Origin of the sequence: Streptomyces sp. KLMMK, assembly GCF_036961605.1 — a bacterium.
GTDB classification, from domain to species: Bacteria; Actinomycetota; Actinomycetes; order Streptomycetales; family Streptomycetaceae; genus Streptomyces; species Streptomyces telluris.
Window position 1 is genome coordinate 1 of record NZ_JBAMDC010000135.1, and the last position, 15,873, is coordinate 15,873.

The 15,873-nt window shown below is 70.4% G+C and carries 13 protein-coding genes; 10 read left to right on the forward strand and 3 right to left on the reverse strand.

Annotated features, from left to right (window positions below; translation table 11 throughout):
- The coding region (locus V7793_RS19940; protein WP_336008403.1) for a homocysteine S-methyltransferase family protein at positions 1-1,056 on the reverse strand (1,056 nt) is incomplete at its 3' end.
- 262 nt (positions 1,057-1,318) lie between these two features.
- Between V7793_RS19940 and V7793_RS19945 the strand changes: the two genes are divergently transcribed.
- From V7793_RS19945 to V7793_RS19985, 9 genes are all read left to right on the forward strand, one after another.
- Positions 1,319-2,083: an IclR family transcriptional regulator gene (locus V7793_RS19945; protein ID WP_336008404.1), complete on the forward strand. Its 765-nt coding sequence runs from the start codon at positions 1,319-1,321 to the stop codon at positions 2,081-2,083.
- A 301-nt stretch (positions 2,084-2,384) separates the two neighbouring features.
- On the forward strand, positions 2,385-3,167 hold the full coding sequence (locus tag V7793_RS19950; RefSeq protein WP_336008405.1) for an MIP/aquaporin family protein: 783 nt from the start codon (positions 2,385-2,387) through the stop codon (positions 3,165-3,167).
- A 41-nt stretch (positions 3,168-3,208) separates the two neighbouring features.
- On the forward strand, positions 3,209-4,735 hold the full coding sequence (gene glpK / locus V7793_RS19955; protein WP_168093430.1) for a glycerol kinase GlpK: 1,527 nt from the start codon (positions 3,209-3,211) through the stop codon (positions 4,733-4,735).
- 2 nt (positions 4,736-4,737) lie between these two features.
- Positions 4,738-6,345, forward strand: a complete 1,608-nt coding sequence (locus V7793_RS19960) for a glycerol-3-phosphate dehydrogenase/oxidase (protein ID WP_058045153.1) — start codon at positions 4,738-4,740, stop codon at positions 6,343-6,345.
- A gap of 126 nt (positions 6,346-6,471) precedes the next feature.
- Complete coding sequence (locus V7793_RS19965; RefSeq protein ID WP_336008408.1) at positions 6,472-7,536, forward strand: hypothetical protein; 1,065 nt, start codon at positions 6,472-6,474, stop codon at positions 7,534-7,536.
- A 115-nt stretch (positions 7,537-7,651) separates the two neighbouring features.
- Entirely contained in the window at positions 7,652-8,626 is a 975-nt protein-coding gene (locus V7793_RS19970) for a PAC2 family protein (RefSeq protein WP_058045155.1), read from the forward strand.
- Positions 8,627-8,809: 183 nt separating this feature from the next.
- The gene (locus tag V7793_RS19975; RefSeq protein WP_336008411.1) at positions 8,810-9,523 is read left to right on the forward strand and encodes an HAD family hydrolase; all 714 of its coding nucleotides are present in this window, start codon (positions 8,810-8,812) and stop codon (positions 9,521-9,523) included.
- Between the two features lie 414 nt (positions 9,524-9,937).
- Entirely contained in the window at positions 9,938-11,536 is a 1,599-nt protein-coding gene (locus V7793_RS19980) for an ABC transporter substrate-binding protein (protein WP_336008414.1), read from the forward strand.
- 85 nt (positions 11,537-11,621) lie between these two features.
- Complete coding sequence (locus V7793_RS19985) at positions 11,622-13,211, forward strand: ABC transporter substrate-binding protein (RefSeq protein WP_336008416.1); 1,590 nt, start codon at positions 11,622-11,624, stop codon at positions 13,209-13,211.
- Positions 13,212-13,289: 78 nt separating this feature from the next.
- On the opposite strand, the gene V7793_RS19990 is transcribed toward V7793_RS19985, so the two are convergent.
- Together V7793_RS19990 and V7793_RS19995 are read right to left on the reverse strand one after the other, a co-directional pair.
- Positions 13,290-13,961, reverse strand: coding sequence for a response regulator (locus V7793_RS19990; protein ID WP_058045158.1), 672 nt, complete (start codon positions 13,959-13,961; stop codon positions 13,290-13,292).
- A 13-nt stretch (positions 13,962-13,974) separates the two neighbouring features.
- Positions 13,975-14,928 (reverse strand): RecB family exonuclease, encoded by a 954-nt coding sequence (locus V7793_RS19995; protein ID WP_336008419.1) that lies wholly within the window; start codon positions 14,926-14,928, stop codon positions 13,975-13,977.
- A 122-nt stretch (positions 14,929-15,050) separates the two neighbouring features.
- Here V7793_RS19995 and V7793_RS20000 point away from each other — a divergent pair.
- On the forward strand, positions 15,051-15,873 hold an 823-nt coding region (locus V7793_RS20000), incomplete at its 3' end, for a site-2 protease family protein (RefSeq protein ID WP_336008420.1).

The window sequence follows — 15,873 nt, forward strand, 5'->3', positions numbered from 1 at the left end:
GCCGATCGCGAGGTAGGAGGTGTCCTGCCGGAAGGGGACGGTCTGGTAGAGGGACGCGGCGCCCGGCTCGGGGCGCGGCTGCCGCTCCGTGGGCTGCATGTCGCGGACGCGCTCGACGACCTGTCGCAGGTGCTCGGGGGTCGTGCCGCAGCAGCCGCCGACCAGCGAGAGCCCGTACTCGCGTACGAAGGTCTCGTGGGCGTCCGCCAGCTCGGCCGGGGTCAGCGGGTAGTGCGCGCCGTCCCTGCCCAGGACGGGGAGGCCGGCGTTGGGCATGGCGGAGACGCGCGTACGGGCGTGCCGGGAGAGATAGCGCAGGTGCTCGCTCATCTCGGCCGGGCCGGTTGCGCAGTTGAGGCCGATCATGTCGATGCCCAGCGGCTCCAGGGCCGTCAGCGCCGCCCCGATCTCCGAACCCAGCAGCATCGTGCCGGTGGTCTCCACCGTGACCTGGACGAGCAGGGGCAGGTCGGCGCCCAGGGCCTCCAGGGCACGGCGGGCGCCGATGACCGAGGCCTTGGTCTGGAGCAGGTCCTGGGTGGTCTCCACCAGGACCGCGTCGGCCCCGCCCGTGACGAGGCCCTCGACATTCTGCTGGTAGGCGTCGCGCAGGGCGGTGTAGGGGGCGTGGCCGAGCGTCGGCAGCTTCGTGCCCGGGCCGACCGAGCCCAGCACCCAGCGGGTGCGGCCGTCGCGGGCGGTGAAGTCGTCGGCGGTCTCGCGGGCGACGCGGGCGCCGGCCTCGGAGAGCTCGAAGATCCGCTCGGGGATGTCGTACTCGCCCAGCGCCGCCAGGTTGGCGCCGAAGGTGTTGGTCTCCACGCAGTCCACGCCGACGGAGAAGTAGGCCTCGTGGACGGAGCGGACGATGTCGGGGCGGGTCACGTTCAGGACCTCGTTGCAGCCCTCCAGCTGCTCGAAGTCCTCCATGCTGGGGTCCTGCGCCTGGAGCATCGTGCCCATGGCCCCGTCGGCCACCACGACCCGGGAGGCGAGCGCCTCCCGCAGTTCGGAGGCTCGGGCGGTGCTTGCGGTCGATGGCGTGAACGAGGCCATGGAAGTGCTCCCGGGGTTGCGACGGCTGTCGGCTTTGCGTCCTCCGGAAGAAGACGCACGCCGTCAGCGTAACCGCCGGAAGCGGAATTCGGGCGGGTGTCCCACACCTCGGATACGCGATGGATACGCGGCCCGAGGGGCCGGGCGCGGCGGCCGGAGACTCTCGGCGATCATGGTTCCGCCGCCGGTCAGCTATCTCCCGGTCGGCATCGGCCGATAGTGTTCAGCAATGCCGAACGGGCATTTCGGAGGAGGTTGAGCGATGGCACGGACCATCCAGTCGCTCGAACGGGCGGCAGCGATGCTACGGCTGCTCGCGGGGGGCGAACGACGGCTGGGTCTGTCCGATGTGGCCTCCGCGCTGGGGCTGGCCAAGGGCACGGCACACGGCATTCTGCGCACCCTGCAGCAGGAGGGCTTCGTCGAGCAGGACCCCGCGTCGGGGCGCTACCAGCTCGGCGCCGAGCTGCTGCGGCTGGGCAACAGCTACCTGGACGTGCACGAGCTGCGCGCCCGCGCCCTGCTGTGGGCGGACGACCTGGCACGCTCCAGCGGGGAGAGCGTCTACCTCGGCGTCCTGCACCAGCAGGGGGTGCTCATCGTCCACCACGTCTTCCGGCCGGACGACAGCCGTCAAGTGCTGGAGGTCGGCGCGATGCAGCCGCTGCACAGCACGGCCCTCGGGAAGGTGCTGTGCGCCTACGACCCCGTGGCGCACAGCCAGCTGCTGGAGGCCGAGCGCGAGGCGTTCACGGCGCGGACCGTCACCGCGCTGCCCGATCTGGAGGGCGTGCTGGACCTGACCCGGGCCCGCGGCTGGGCCGCGGACGTCGAGGAGACCTGGGAGGGCGTGGCCTCCGTCGCCGCCCCGATCCACGACCGGCACCGGATGCCGGTGGGCGCCGTCGGGATCACCGGTGCGGTGGAGCGGTTCTGCGAGGGCGGGGACCTTCGGGCGCAGCTGATCGCCGCCGTCCGGGACTGTGCGCGCGCCGTCTCCCGCGACCTGGGCGCGGGCCGCTTCTGAGGTCCGGCCCTTTGGTGTGCCCGGTGGCGACTACCGGGCACTACCAGTCGGTAACCCCGAGTGTCCGCAACGGCGATTTTCAGCCACTCCGGCGGAGAGTTTTCGGTCACAGGACTCTTGACGCAGTTCTTACAGTGCAGAAAACTGCCGTTCATCGGTCGGCATTGTCGAACACCTAACGACAATATTCGCTATGGTGGACACTGCCGCGGGCCGATCGAAGCTCTCCATCGGAGAGCTGCGGACCACCGGAGGGACCCGGGGTTCGCCTTCCCCTGGACGAAGGACAAAGGAGTCGCGGGTGTCCAGCTCCGACATCTTCACCGGTGAGCTCATCGGTACCGCAGTGTTGATCCTGCTCGGCGGCGGCGTGTGCGCCGCCGTCACCCTGAAGCGTTCGAAGGCACAGAACGCGGGCTGGCTCGCCATCACGTTCGGCTGGGGCTTCGCCGTCCTGGCCGGTGCGTACATCGGCACCAAGTCCGGCGCGCACCTCAACCCGGCCGTCACCCTCGGCCTCGCCATCGACGGCGCGACCGAGTGGAAGGACGTTCCGCTCTACATCGGCTCCCAGATGCTCGGCGCGATGATCGGCGCGACGCTGGTCTGGTTCGCCTACTACGGCCAGTTCAAGGCCCATCTGACGGACCCGGAGCTCGTCGCGAGCCTCAACCCCGCCGAGGGCATGGTCGACCAGACCGCGACGCCCCAGGCCGGCCCGGTGCTCGGCATCTTCTCCACCGGCCCCGAGATCCGCAACGCGGTGCAGAACCTCGTCACCGAGATCATCGGTACCGCCGCGCTGGTGCTCTTCATCCTCACCATGGGTCTGACCAAGGGCCTGGCCACGAGCGGCACGGGCACCCTGATGGTCGCCCTCGTCGTCGTCGGCATCGGCCTCTCGCTCGGCGGCCCGACCGGTTACGCCATCAACCCCGCCCGCGACCTGGGCCCGCGCATCGTGCACGCCCTGCTGCCGCTGCCCAACAAGGGCGGCTCCGACTGGGGCTACGCCTGGGTCCCGGTGGTCGGCCCGCTCATCGGCGCCGCCCTGGCCGCAGGCATCCACAAGATCGCGTTCTGATCCCCCGCCGAGACCTTCAGACCTCAGGAGTTAGAGACACCATGACCGACGCGCACAGCCAGGGCCCGTTCATCGCGGCGATCGACCAGGGCACCACCTCCTCCCGCTGCATCGTCTTCGACCGCGACGGACGCATCGTCTCCGTCGACCAGAAGGAGCACGAGCAGATCTTCCCGAAGCCGGGCTGGGTCGAGCACGACGCCACGGAGATCTGGACCAACGTCCAGGAAGTCGTCGCCGGCGCCGTCGAGAAGGCGGGCATCACCGCCGCCGACGTCAAGGCCATCGGCATCACCAACCAGCGCGAGACCACGCTGCTGTGGGACAAGAACACGGGCGAGCCGGTCTACAACGCCATCGTCTGGCAGGACACCCGCACCGACGCCCTGTGCAAGGAGCTCGGCCGCAACGTCGGCCAGGACCGCTTCCGCCGTGAGACGGGCCTGCCGCTGGCCTCGTACTTCTCCGGCCCGAAGGTCCGCTGGCTGCTGGACAACGTCGAGGGCCTGCGCGAGCGCGCCGAGGCCGGCGACATCCTCTTCGGCACCATGGACTCCTGGGTCATCTGGAACCTCACCGGTGGCACCGACGGCGGCGTGCACGTCACCGACGTCACCAACGCCTCCCGCACGATGCTGATGAACCTCCGCAGCCTCGACTGGGACGAGCGCATCCTGGAGTCGATGGAGATCCCGGCCGCCGTGCTGCCGGAGATCCGCTCCTCCGCCGAGGTCTACGGCACCGCCAAGGGCGGCGCCCTCGCCGGCGTGCCCGTCGCCTCCGCGCTCGGCGACCAGCAGGCGGCCCTCTTCGGCCAGACCTGCTTCTCCGAGGGCGAGGCCAAGTCGACCTACGGCACCGGCACGTTCATGCTGATGAACACCGGCGACGAGCCCGTCAACTCCTACAACGGCCTGCTGACCACCGTCGGCTACCGCATCGGCGACCAGAAGCCCGTCTACGCCCTCGAGGGCTCCATCGCCGTCACCGGCTCCCTCGTGCAGTGGATGCGCGACCAGATGGGCCTGATCAAGAGCGCGGCCGAGATCGAGACGCTCGCCAGCTCCGTCGAGGACAACGGCGGCGCCTACTTCGTGCCGGCCTTCTCCGGCCTGTTCGCCCCCTACTGGCGCTCCGACGCGCGCGGTGTCATCGCGGGCCTGACCCGCTACGTCACCAAGGCGCACATCGCCCGCGCCGTGCTCGAGGCCACCGCCTGGCAGACCCGCGAGATCACCGACGCCATGACCAAGGACTCGGGCGTCGAGCTGACCGCACTCAAGGTCGACGGCGGCATGACCTCCAACAACTTGCTGATGCAGACCCTCTCGGACTTCCTGGACGCACCGGTCGTGCGCCCGATGGTCGCCGAGACGACCTGCCTCGGCGCTGCCTACGCCGCCGGCCTCGCCGTCGGCTTCTGGCCGGACACCGACGCCCTGCGCGCCAACTGGCGCCGGGCCGCCGAGTGGACCCCCCGCATGGACGCGGACACGCGTGACCGCGAGTACAAGAACTGGCTCAAGGCCGTCGAGCGGACCATGGGCTGGATCGAGGACGAGGAGTAATCATGACAACCCCGCAGAGCGTTCCGACCCTGGGAACGCACCCGGCTGCCGGCGCCAACCCGGGCCGCGCCGAGACCCGGGAACGGCTGTCCAAGGCGACGTACGACCTCCTGGTGATCGGTGGCGGCATCCTGGGCACTTCGGTGGCCTGGCACGCTGCGCAGTCCGGTCTGCGGGTCGCGATGGTGGACGCCGGCGACTTCGCCGGCGCCACCTCCTCCGCTTCCTCCAAGCTGGTCCACGGCGGTCTGCGCTACCTGCAGACCGGCGCGGTCAAGCTGGTCGCGGAGAACCACCACGAGCGCCGGGTGCTGGCCAAGGACGTGGCCCCGCACCTGGTCAACCCGCTCACCTTCTACCTGCCCGTGTACAAGGGCGGCCCGGTCGGCGCGGCCAAGCTCGGCGCCGGTGTCTTCGCCTACTCGGCGCTGTCCGCCTTCGGCGACGGCGTCGGCAAGGTGATCTCCCCGGCCAAGGCCAAGGCCGACAACCCCGGTCTGCGCACGGACAACCTGAAGGCCGTCGCGGTCTACTACGACCACCAGATGAACGACTCCCGTGTGGCCGTCATGACGGTCCGCGCGGCGGTCGAGTCCGGTGCCGTCGTCCTCAACCACGCCGAGGTGACCGGCCTGCGCTTCACGCACGGCAAGGTCACCGGCGCGGAGCTCAAGGACCGCATGGACGGTTCGGAGTTCGGCATCGACGCGCGCGTCGTCCTCAACGCCACCGGCCCGTGGGTGGACCACCTGCGCAAGCTGGAAGACAAGGGCGCCGCGCCGTCGATCCGCCTCTCCAAGGGCGCGCACATCGTGATGAAGCGCAAGTCGCCGTGGAAGGCCGCCATGGCCACCCCGATCGACAAGTACCGCATCACCTTCGCCCTGCCGTGGGAGGACCAGCTGCTGCTGGGCACCACCGACACCCAGTACGAGGGTGACCCGGCGGACGTGCGCGCCACGGAGGAGGACATCCAGCAGATCCTCGACGAGGCGGCGTTCTCCATCCAGGACGCGGACCTCGACCGCGACCTGATGACGTACGCCTTCGCCGGTCTGCGCGTGCTGCCCGGCGGCCCGGGCGACGTCTCCCAGGCCAAGCGCGAGACGGTCGTCTCCGAGGGCAAGGGCGGCATGCTGTCCGTCGCCGGCGGCAAGTGGACCACCTACCGCCACATCGGCCGTACGGTCATGAAGAAGCTCGCCCAGGTGCCCGGCAGCCCGCTGACCGAGGACATGGAGCCCATCTCCAGCCTGGTCCGCCGCACCCCGCTGCCCGGTGTCGCGAACCCCAACGCGGTCGCCCACCGCCTGCTCGTCGACCGCGAGCCCGGCGCCCGCATGGACCCGCTGACCGCCCGCCACCTCGCCTCGCACTACGGCTCGCTGTCCTTCGACATCGCGCGCCTGGCCAACGAGAACCCCGAGCTCGGCGAGCGCATCCACCCCGACGGCCCGGAGATCTGGGCCCAGGTCGTCTACGCCCGCGACCACGAGTGGGCCGAGACCGTCGACGACGTCCTGCGTCGCCGCACGACCCTGACCATCCGCGGCCTGGACGACGAGAACGTCCGCGCCCGCGTGAAGGACATGCTGGCCGACAAGGGCTGACCCGCCCGTAGCGCCACAGCCTCGGGGGAAGGACGCCAGTCGTCCTTCCCCCGAGGCGTTCCTTTTCGGCCACACCGCAACTGACCTGCTGTTTTTCTCGTCCCTACAGAAAACGAGGGGGACGAGATGAAGAAGCAGGCCGGCCGGTCCCTGGCGGCCAGGGTGCGCGCGTGGCGCCCCGGCCGGAAGACGGCGCTGCGCGCGGCGCTCGCCCTGGCCCTGGTGGTGCTGCTGCCCGTCGTCGCCGCGGGCAGCGCCCTGCGGGCTTCCTACGCCGGATCGCCCGCGGCGGACGCCGTCACCCGCGGCCGGGACGCCGTGTGGCTGGGCCACGCCTGGCTCGACGGACGGCGCGGCCCGGCGGACCTCGCCGCGCTCAAGCGCCGGCTCGACGGCACGGGCATGCGCGACCTCTACATCCACGCGGGCCCGCTGGAGCACGACGGCACCCTGCCCGCCACCGCGTACGCGAACGCGCGCAAGGTGATCGGCTCCCTGCACCGCGAACTGCCCGGCATCCGCGTCCAGGCGTGGCTCGGCGACAAGCTCGTGCGCCCGGGCGAGGGCAGCAACGGCCTGCGCCTGGACTCGGCGCCCGCGCGGGCCGCCGTGGTCGAGAGCGCCCGGCAGGTCATGCGGGCCGGCTTCGAAGGCGTCCACCTCGACGTCGAGCCCGTGCGCACCGGCGACCGCCACTTCCTCGCCCTGCTGGACGCCCTGCACCCGGCCGTGCGGTCCGCCGGGGGAGTGCTGTCGATCGCGGCCCAGCAGATCGACCCGGTGCCCGCGATGCACGCCGCGGCGCACTTCGTGGGCAGCCCCAAGTGGTGGACCCAGCGCTATTTCGGCCAGGTCGCGCGCCGCACCGACCAGATCGCGATGATGTCCTACGACACCGCGCTGCCGATCGAGAGCCTCTACGGCGGTTACGTCGCGCGCCAGACGGAACTCGCCCTGCAGGTCACGCCCGCCGGCACCGACCTGCTCATGGGCCTGCCCTTCTACCACACCGACGACATGGGCCACCACGGTCACGCCGAGACGGCCGCGGCGGCCGTGCGCGGCGCCCGGCTCGGACTGACCCGCGAGGACCGGGAACGCCGGCGCTTCGGGCTCGCGCTCTACGTCGACTTCGCGGCCACCGAGGACGACTGGCGTGCCTACCGGACCGGCTGGGGAGCAAGGGGCTGAGGAAGAGCCCGTACAGGGGCTGCGACCGGGCAGCGGGGAAGCCGTAGTCTTGTGGTCGCACAACAGAGCAGCAATAAAAGCACTGCAGAACAGATTGCAGAGAAGGAGGCGCTGGGTGATCGAGCTTGAGGGGGTACCCGAGCTGATCGACCCGGTCATGATCTGTGCCTTCGAGGGCTGGAACGACGCGGGGGACGCCGCCTCCAGCGCGGTCGCGCACCTGGACCGGGAGTGGAAGGGCGAGGTCTTCGGCGCGCTCGACGCCGAGGACTACTACGACTTCCAGGTCAACCGCCCCACCGTCTGGCTCGACGGCGGCGTCCGCAAGATCACGTGGCCGACGACCAGGCTGTCCGTGGTGCGCACCGGCGGCGGCGAGGGCAAGGGCGCTCCGCGCGACCTCGTCCTGGTGCGCGGCATCGAGCCCAGCATGCGCTGGCGCTCGTTCTGCAACGAGATCCTGGGCTTCGCCCACGAGCTCGGCGTGGAGCTGGTGGTCGTCCTGGGCTCGCTGCTCGGGGACACCCCGCACACCCGGCCCGTTCCGGTCAGCGGCGTCACCTCCGACCCGGACCTCGCACGGACCATGGACCTGGAGGAGTCCCGCTACGAGGGCCCGACGGGGATCGTCGGCATCCTCCAGGAGGCCTGCACCCACGCCGGCGTCCCGGCGGTGAGCCTGTGGGCGGCCGTCCCGCACTACGTCTCCCAGCCGCCCAACCCGAAGGCCACCCTGGCGCTGCTGAACCGCCTGGAGGACCTGATCGACCTGCGCATCCCGCTCGGCGAGCTGCCGGAGGACGCGCGGGCCTGGCAGCTGGGCGTCGACCAGCTGGCCGCGGAGGACAGCGAGGTCGCCGAGTACGTGCAGTCCCTGGAGGAGGCGCGCGACACGGCGGACCTGCCGGAGGCCTCGGGCGAGGCCATCGCCCGCGAGTTCGAGCGCTACCTGCGCCGCCGCGACCCGCAGCAGGGCGACGGCTCGTACCTGCGCGACACCACCAGCGGGCGCACCCGCCCGCAGCGGCAGCCCAAGGACGAGGCGGCGGCGCCCGAGGAGGAGACCGAGGGGCCCGAGGACGAGGCCTGAGGCGGCGGCCGGCGGTGGTGACGGGGGCCGGGGCGAGGCCCCCGATGTGACGAATCCCCGATATTGAAGAGACGTCCGCAACCGTCCGCCGTACACTTGTCGGTCCGGTGAAGGCCGGTTCGTACGGCCCTGCGAGGGGCTGCGCGAGCCGGCCTTCTCGTCCCCTCAGGAGGTGTGCCCCGGATGACCAGCAGCATTCCCGCTGCCCCGCCCCGCGCGGCCGCAGGTTCCGCCCTGCAGGCGGTCCTGCTCGACATGGACGGCACCCTCGTCGACACCGAGGGCTTCTGGTGGGAAGTGGAAGTCGCCGTCTTCGCCGAGCTGGGCCACCAGCTGCTGGAGGAGTGGCGCGAGGTCGTCGTCGGCGGCCCCATGACGCGCAGCGCCTCCTTCCTCATCCGGGCCACCGGCGCGAAGATCGCCGTGACGGAGCTGTCCGTCCTGCTGAACAAGCGTTTCTCCGAGATGATCGGGCGCGGCGTGCCGCTGATGCCGGGCGCCCGCAGACTCCTCGCCGAGCTCGCCGCGCACAAGGTCCCCACCGCGCTGGTCTCGGCCTCGCACCGGGAGATCATCGACCGCGTGCTGCTGTCGCTGGGCCCGGAGAACTTCACCCTGACCGTCGCGGGCGACGAGCTGGAGCGCACCAAGCCGCATCCCGACCCGTACCTGCTGGCGGCCGCCCGGCTCGGGGCGGAGCCGGGCCGGTGCGCGGTCGTGGAGGACACCCTGACCGGGGTGACGGCCGGCGAGGCGGCCGGCTGCCGGGTGGTGGCGGTGCCGTCGGTGGCCCCGATCCCGCCCGCCGCCGGGCGGACCGTCGTGGGCTCCCTCGAAGAAGTGGATCTCGGTTTTCTCCGGGGACTGATCACGGGAATGCACTCTCCCGTGCACTGAGCGTGCCCCGGGGAAAGTTCAAGGAACTCTGGGCGCCGGAACGAGTGTTTTCCGTGACGAATGCACTGACCTAATTCCCGCGGCCCGCCGGGAAGTCGCCCGAGTGACCTTCGTCACCGCATCCGGCGGCGGTGCGTGCGGGAACGGTCACCCGGTGACGCCCCCGCAAGGGTTGAAGCGCACCCTTGTGTCCGGATTGATGATCGTGTGCGTGGATCGTTCCGCCGTCCGGATATCGCGAATCGCCTCCCTTGTTATCACCGCGTGATATCGCGTCAACTTCTCCGTGTTCCGGCGGCAGTGGCCCCCGGCACTAATCTTTTCGCGAGAACTTCACGGCTTGCCCGTGGGCCCGAGCACCGGTCACCGGTAGGGTCCCGGGAACCGAACGCACCACAGGGAGAACCCCACACAATGAACCGCAAGACGTTGGTGCTGCCCGTCGCGGCAGCCCTGCTGGCCCCCGTGCTCGTCGCCTGCGGCGGGAGCGACGGAGCCGGCAAGGGCAACGGCGCCATCGTCATCGGTACCACCGACCGGTTCGAGGAGACCACGGACGCCCCGGCGCCCTTCGATCCGGCCGCCGCGTACGACATCGGCGCCTGGAACGTCCTCCACAGCACTTTCCAGACACTGCTGCGGCTGCCCCGCTCGGGCACCGCCCCGGTCGCCGACGCCGCCTCCAAGTGCACCTGGGGCGACCGCAAGAACGAGCAGTTCCGCTGCACCCTGCGCAGCGGCCTGAAGTTCTCCAACGGCCACGCGCTCACCGCCGAGGACGTTAAGTTCTCCATCGACCGCGCCCGCGCCATCAACTTCGAGAACGGCCCGGTCTCGCTGCTCAGCAACATCGACCGGGTGGAGACGCCGAGCGAGCTCGAGGTCGTCTTCCAGCTGAAGTCGCCCGACGCGACGTTCCCGCAGAAGATCGCGACCCCGGCCGCCGCCATCGTCGACGCCGAGTCCTACGACAAGAACAAGCTCGGCAACGGCTTCAAGGTCGTCGGCTCCGGTCCGTACACGCTGCAGACCGAGGAGAAGGACGGCCGCGTCGTCAAGGCCGTGCTCAACAAGAACAAGGACTACCAGGGCGTCGTCCAGCTGCAGAACGACAAGGTCGAGATGCGCTTCTACGACGACGCCACGGCGATGGAGAAGGCCCTCATGGCCGGCGACATCGACATCATGAACCGCACTCTGTCGCCCGAGCAGGTCAACCGCCTGCGCACGGACGCCGGCAAGGACGTGCGCCTGCTCGAGGCCCCCGGCCAGGAGATCAGCTACCTCGCCTTCAACACCGACGACCCGACGGTGAAGAGCAAGGCGGTCCGCCAGGCCGTGGCCCAGGTCGTCGACCGCCCGGCGCTGGCCCGCGACTCCTACGGCCGCACGAACGACCCGCTGTACTCGCTCGTGCCCATGGGCATCACCGGGCACCAGAACTCCTTCTCCAACAAGTACGGTGACCCCAGCGCGGAGAAGGCCCGCAACATCCTGCGGGCCGGCAATGTGAGCACCCCGGTGCCGCTGACCCTCACCTACACCACCGACCACTACGGTGAGACGACCGAGAAGTCCTTCAAGGCCCTGCAGAAGCAGCTGAACGGCAGCGGGCTGTTCAACGTCAAGCTCCAGGGCGTGAAGTGGTCGGAGTTCCGTCCCGAGGCCGCGGCCGGCAAGTACGCCGCCTACGGCATGGGCTGGTTCCCCGACTTCCCGGACCCCGACAACTTCGTCGCCCCCTTCATCGGCAGGGACAACTTCCTCCGCTCGCCGTACCGCAACAGCAAGATCAGCAACGAGCTGATCCCCGAGTCCCGCGAGGCCTCCCAGCGCGAGGCCGCCGCGAAGTACTTCCAGCAGGCACAGGACATCGTCGCCGAGGAGGTGCCGGTGCTGCCGCTGTGGCAGGGCAAGCAGTACGTGGCGGCCCGGGGGAACGTCACCGGTGCCGAGTGGGCGCTCAACTCCGCCTCCGAAATGCAGCCGTGGGAACTGGCCCGCGGCGTGTGAGGCACCCAGCCGTCAGACCGGTTCTGCCGACGACCTGTTCACGATTTGTTCAGAGACGAACAAGGAAACTGTGAGGAACGTGCACGTGAGGAAACGTGACCAGTGGCTTGCCGCCCCGCTCGGTGCGGGGCTCGCCGCCGCCCTGCTCACCGGGTGCGGCTCGGAAGACGGCAACGCCGGCGGCACCGGTGAGTCGGTGGTCATGGGGATGTCCGACGAGGTCGTGTCCACCGACCCGGCATCCGGTTACGACCCGGGCTCCTGGGTGCTGTTCAACAACGTCTTCCAGTCGCTGATGAGCTTCCCCAAGGGGAGCACCATCCCTCAGCCGGACGCCGCGGAGAAGTGCAGCTTCAAGGACGAGAGCAGCACCGTCTACCAGTGCACCCTCAAGGAGGGGCTGAAGTTCAGCAACGGCCACGACCTCACCTCCGAGGACGTCGCCCACTCCTTCAACCGCACCTTGAAGATCAACGACGACAAGGGTCCCGCCAAGTCCCTGCTGTCCTCGATCAAGAGCATCAAGACGCCGGACAAGATGAACGTCGTCTTCGAGCTCAAGCGCTCCGACGCCACCTTCCCGCAGAAGATCGCCTCGGGTGCCGGCTCGATCGTGGACCACCAGGAATACCCCCTGGACAAGCTCCGCACCGACGGCAAGGCGGTCGGCTCCGGCGTCTACAAGCTGGACTCGTACGACGAGAAGCAGGCCAAGTTCTCGGTCAACAAGAACTACAAGGGCGGTGCGGTCGTCCAGAACCGCGGCGTGACCATGAAGTTCTTCCACGGCGAGCAGGTCGCGCTGAAGGACGCCGTCCAGAAGGGCGACATCGACCTCGCCTACCGTGGTCTGGCCATGAAGGACATCGCCGACATCGACGCGTCCGCCGGCAAGCACAACCTCAAGGTGGTCGAGGGCACCAGCGCCGAGGTCCAGCACCTGGTGTTCAACACCAAGGACCCCGTGGTCGGCAAGGTCGGCGTGCGCAAGGCCATCGCCTACCTGGTCGACCGCAGCGCCCTGGTCCGCGACGTCTACAAGCGCACCGCCGAGCCGCTGTACTCGATCGTCCCGAGCGGCATCACCGGCCACAAGACCCCGTTCTACGACACCTACGGGGACCGGCCGCAGCCCGACAAGGCCGCCGCCGCCCTGAACTCCGCAGGCATCAAGGACAAGGTCAAGCTCACGCTGTACGCCACGCCGATCCGCTACGGCCCGGGCACCGTCCCGGAGTTCCAGGCGATCGCGCAGCAGCTCAACAAGAGCGGCCTGTTCGAGGCGGACGTGAAGTCCGTCCCGCTGAAGGAGTACGAGGAGGGTGTGGCCGCCGGCCGGTACGGCGTCTACGTGAAGGGCTGGGTTCCTGACTACCCGGACCCGGACAACTTCACCGCGCCGTTCTTCGGCGAGGACAACGTGCTCTCCAACAACTACGAGTCCAAGGAGATCACCAGCCGCATCCTGGCCACCGCCGCCAACGGCAGCCGCCCCTCCACCGTCGGCGACTACGCCAAGGTGCAGAACACGGTCGCCCAGGACGTGCCGATCCTTCCGCTGTGGCAGGGCAAGCAGTACGCCGTGACCAACGAGCGGGTCTCCGGTCTCCAGTGGTCCCTCGACGCCTCCACCGTCTTCCGCTTCTGGGAGATCAGCAAGGCCTCGAAGGGCTGACCCCGGGCAGTCCCCACAGCACAGTGCCCTCCTCCGGAGCTCCGGAGGAGGGCACTTGCCGTACGACCGGCGCGGCGGCTACTGGGCGCCGGGGCGGACCAGACCGCTCTCGTACGCGTACACGGCGGCCTGGACGCGGTCGCGCAGGCCCAGCTTGGTCAGGACGTGCCCCACGTGCGTCTTCACCGTGGTCTCGCTGACGAACAGGTCCGCCGCGATCTCCGCGTTCGACAGGCCGCGCGCCACCAGCTTCAGCACCTCGACCTCGCGGTCGGTCAGCGTGTTCAGCGTGTCCGGCAGGGGCTCCTCGCCCGACGGCAGGTGACCCGCGTACTTGTCCAGCAGCCGCCGGGTGATGCTCGGCGCGAGCATCGCCTCGCCGCCTGCCACCACCCGGATCGCCTGGACCAGCTCATTGGCCGGCGCGTCCTTGAGCAGGAAGCCGCTCGCGCCCGCGCGAAGCGCCTCCACCACGTACTCGTCGAGGTCGAAGGTGGTCAGCACCAGGACCTTCGCCGGGCCGTTGCGGTCCGGGCCGGTGATCTGGCGCGTCGCCTCGACGCCGTCCATCCGGGGCATCCGGATGTCCATCAGGACCACATCCGGCTGCAGCGCCCGCACCTGATCCAGCGCCTGCAGACCGTCCCCCGCCTCGCCCACCACCGCGAGGTCCTGTTCCGCTTCGAGAATCATCCGGAAGCCGGTGCGCAGCAGCGGCTGGTCGTCGACCAGTAGGACGCGGATCGCCACAGGAACTCCTTCGCTAGACCGGGTCCATTCTGCCCTGAGCCGCCCCCTGGGCGGGCACCCGGCCGTCCCGCTGCGCCACGACGGGCAGCGGATACGGCGGGGGAGTGCCCCCGAACTCCGGGCAGACCGCCTGGTGATCGCACCAGCCGCACAGCTTCGTCGGCCGCGGCCGCCACTCGCCGGTCTCCGTGGCCAGCACGATCGCGTCCCACAGGGCCCGCAGCTTGCGCTCGACCGCCCGCAGCTCCGCCTCCACCGGGTCGTAGGTGAGGACGTCCCCGCTGCCCAGGTAGACCAGCTGGAGCCGGCGCGGCACCTTGCCCTGCAGCTTCCAGAGCACCAGTGCGTAGAACGTCATCTGGAAGAGGGCCTCGGAGCGGAACTGCGGGGCCGGGGCCTTGCCGGTCTTGTAGTCCACGATGCGCACGTCGCCCGACGGCGCGACGTCCACCCGGTCGATGAAGCCGCGCAGCAGCGGGCCCGACTCCAGCTCCGTCTCCACGTACAGCTCGCGCTCGGCGGGCTCCAGGCGCGTGGGGTCCTCAAGGGTGAACCAGCGCTCGACCAGCCGCTCGGCGTCCCCCAGCCATTTCGCCAGCAGCCGCGGGTCGTGTGCGCCGTCCTCGCCGTGGAAGAGCTCCGCGAGCTCGGGGCGGGAGGCCAGCAGCCGCTCCCACTCGCCCGGCACCAGCCCCTTGGCCCGCGCCGCCGTGCGCTCCGCCGCCGGTGCGTCGAAGAGCCGCTCCAGCACCGCGTGCACCACCGTGCCGCGGGTGGCCGCGGCGCTCGGCTTCTCCGGCAGCTTGTCGATCACCCGGAACCGGTACAGCAGCGGGCACTGCATGAAATCGCCCGCCCGCGACGGGGACAGGGCCTTCGGCCGCACCGCTCCCGTACCCGTCTGCGCAGGCCCGCGCCCCGCGCCGGCCCCGGCCCGCCCCGCTGGGGCCCCACTGTCCATACCCATGACAGAAAACCCTAAGGCCCGCCACCGACAGCCGGCGTCATACCATCGACCACAGACCCCTTCGCAGCATGATCGGGAGACCGCCGGTCGCCTGCGAGGGCCGCATCGGACGAGGGGACACCGTGGACAACAGCGGGCAGAGCAGGTCCGGCGGCGGGGGCGCCGGTGACCGGCGGCAGCCCGGGGACCGCCCCGAGCGCCCCCGCGAGAGCGGCGGCGGCATCCTCATGGGCCGCCCCTTCGGCGTTCCCGTCTACGTGGCCCCCAGCTGGTTCCTCGTCGCCGCCCTCATCACCTGGGTCTTCGGCGGCCAGCTCGACCGCGTCCTGCCCGAGCTGGGCCGCGCGCGCTACCTGGTCTCCCTCTTCTTCGCCGTCGCCTTCTACGCCTCCGTCCTCGTCCACGAGCTCGCCCACACCGTCGCCGCGCTGCGCTTCAAGCTCCCCGTACGGCGCATCCAGCTCCAGTTCTTCGGCGGCGTCTCCGAGATCGAGAAGGAGACCGAGACCCCCGGCCGTGAATTCGTCCTCGCTTTCGTCGGCCCCCTCCTCTCCCTGGTCCTCGCGGGCCTCTTCTACCTCGGCATGCTCGTCGTCGAGCCCGGCACCGTCCCCGGCGTCCTGCTCGCCGGCCTGATGATCTCCAACCTCCTCGTCGCGGCCTTCAACCTGCTGCCCGGCCTCCCCCTCGACGGCGGCCGCATGCTCCGCGCCGTCGTCTGGAAGATCAGCGGCAAGCCCATGACCGGCACGGTCGCCGCCGCCTGGATCGGCCGCGCCCTCGCGGTCGCCGTCCTCGTCGGCCTCCCGCTGCTCGCCCGCGCCGGCGGCATCGGCGCCTCCGGCGACAGCCTCGGCGGCCTCGACTCCCTGACCGACGCCCTGCTCGCGGCCATCCTCGCCGCCATCATCTGGACCGGCGCCGGCAACAGCCTCCGCATGGCCC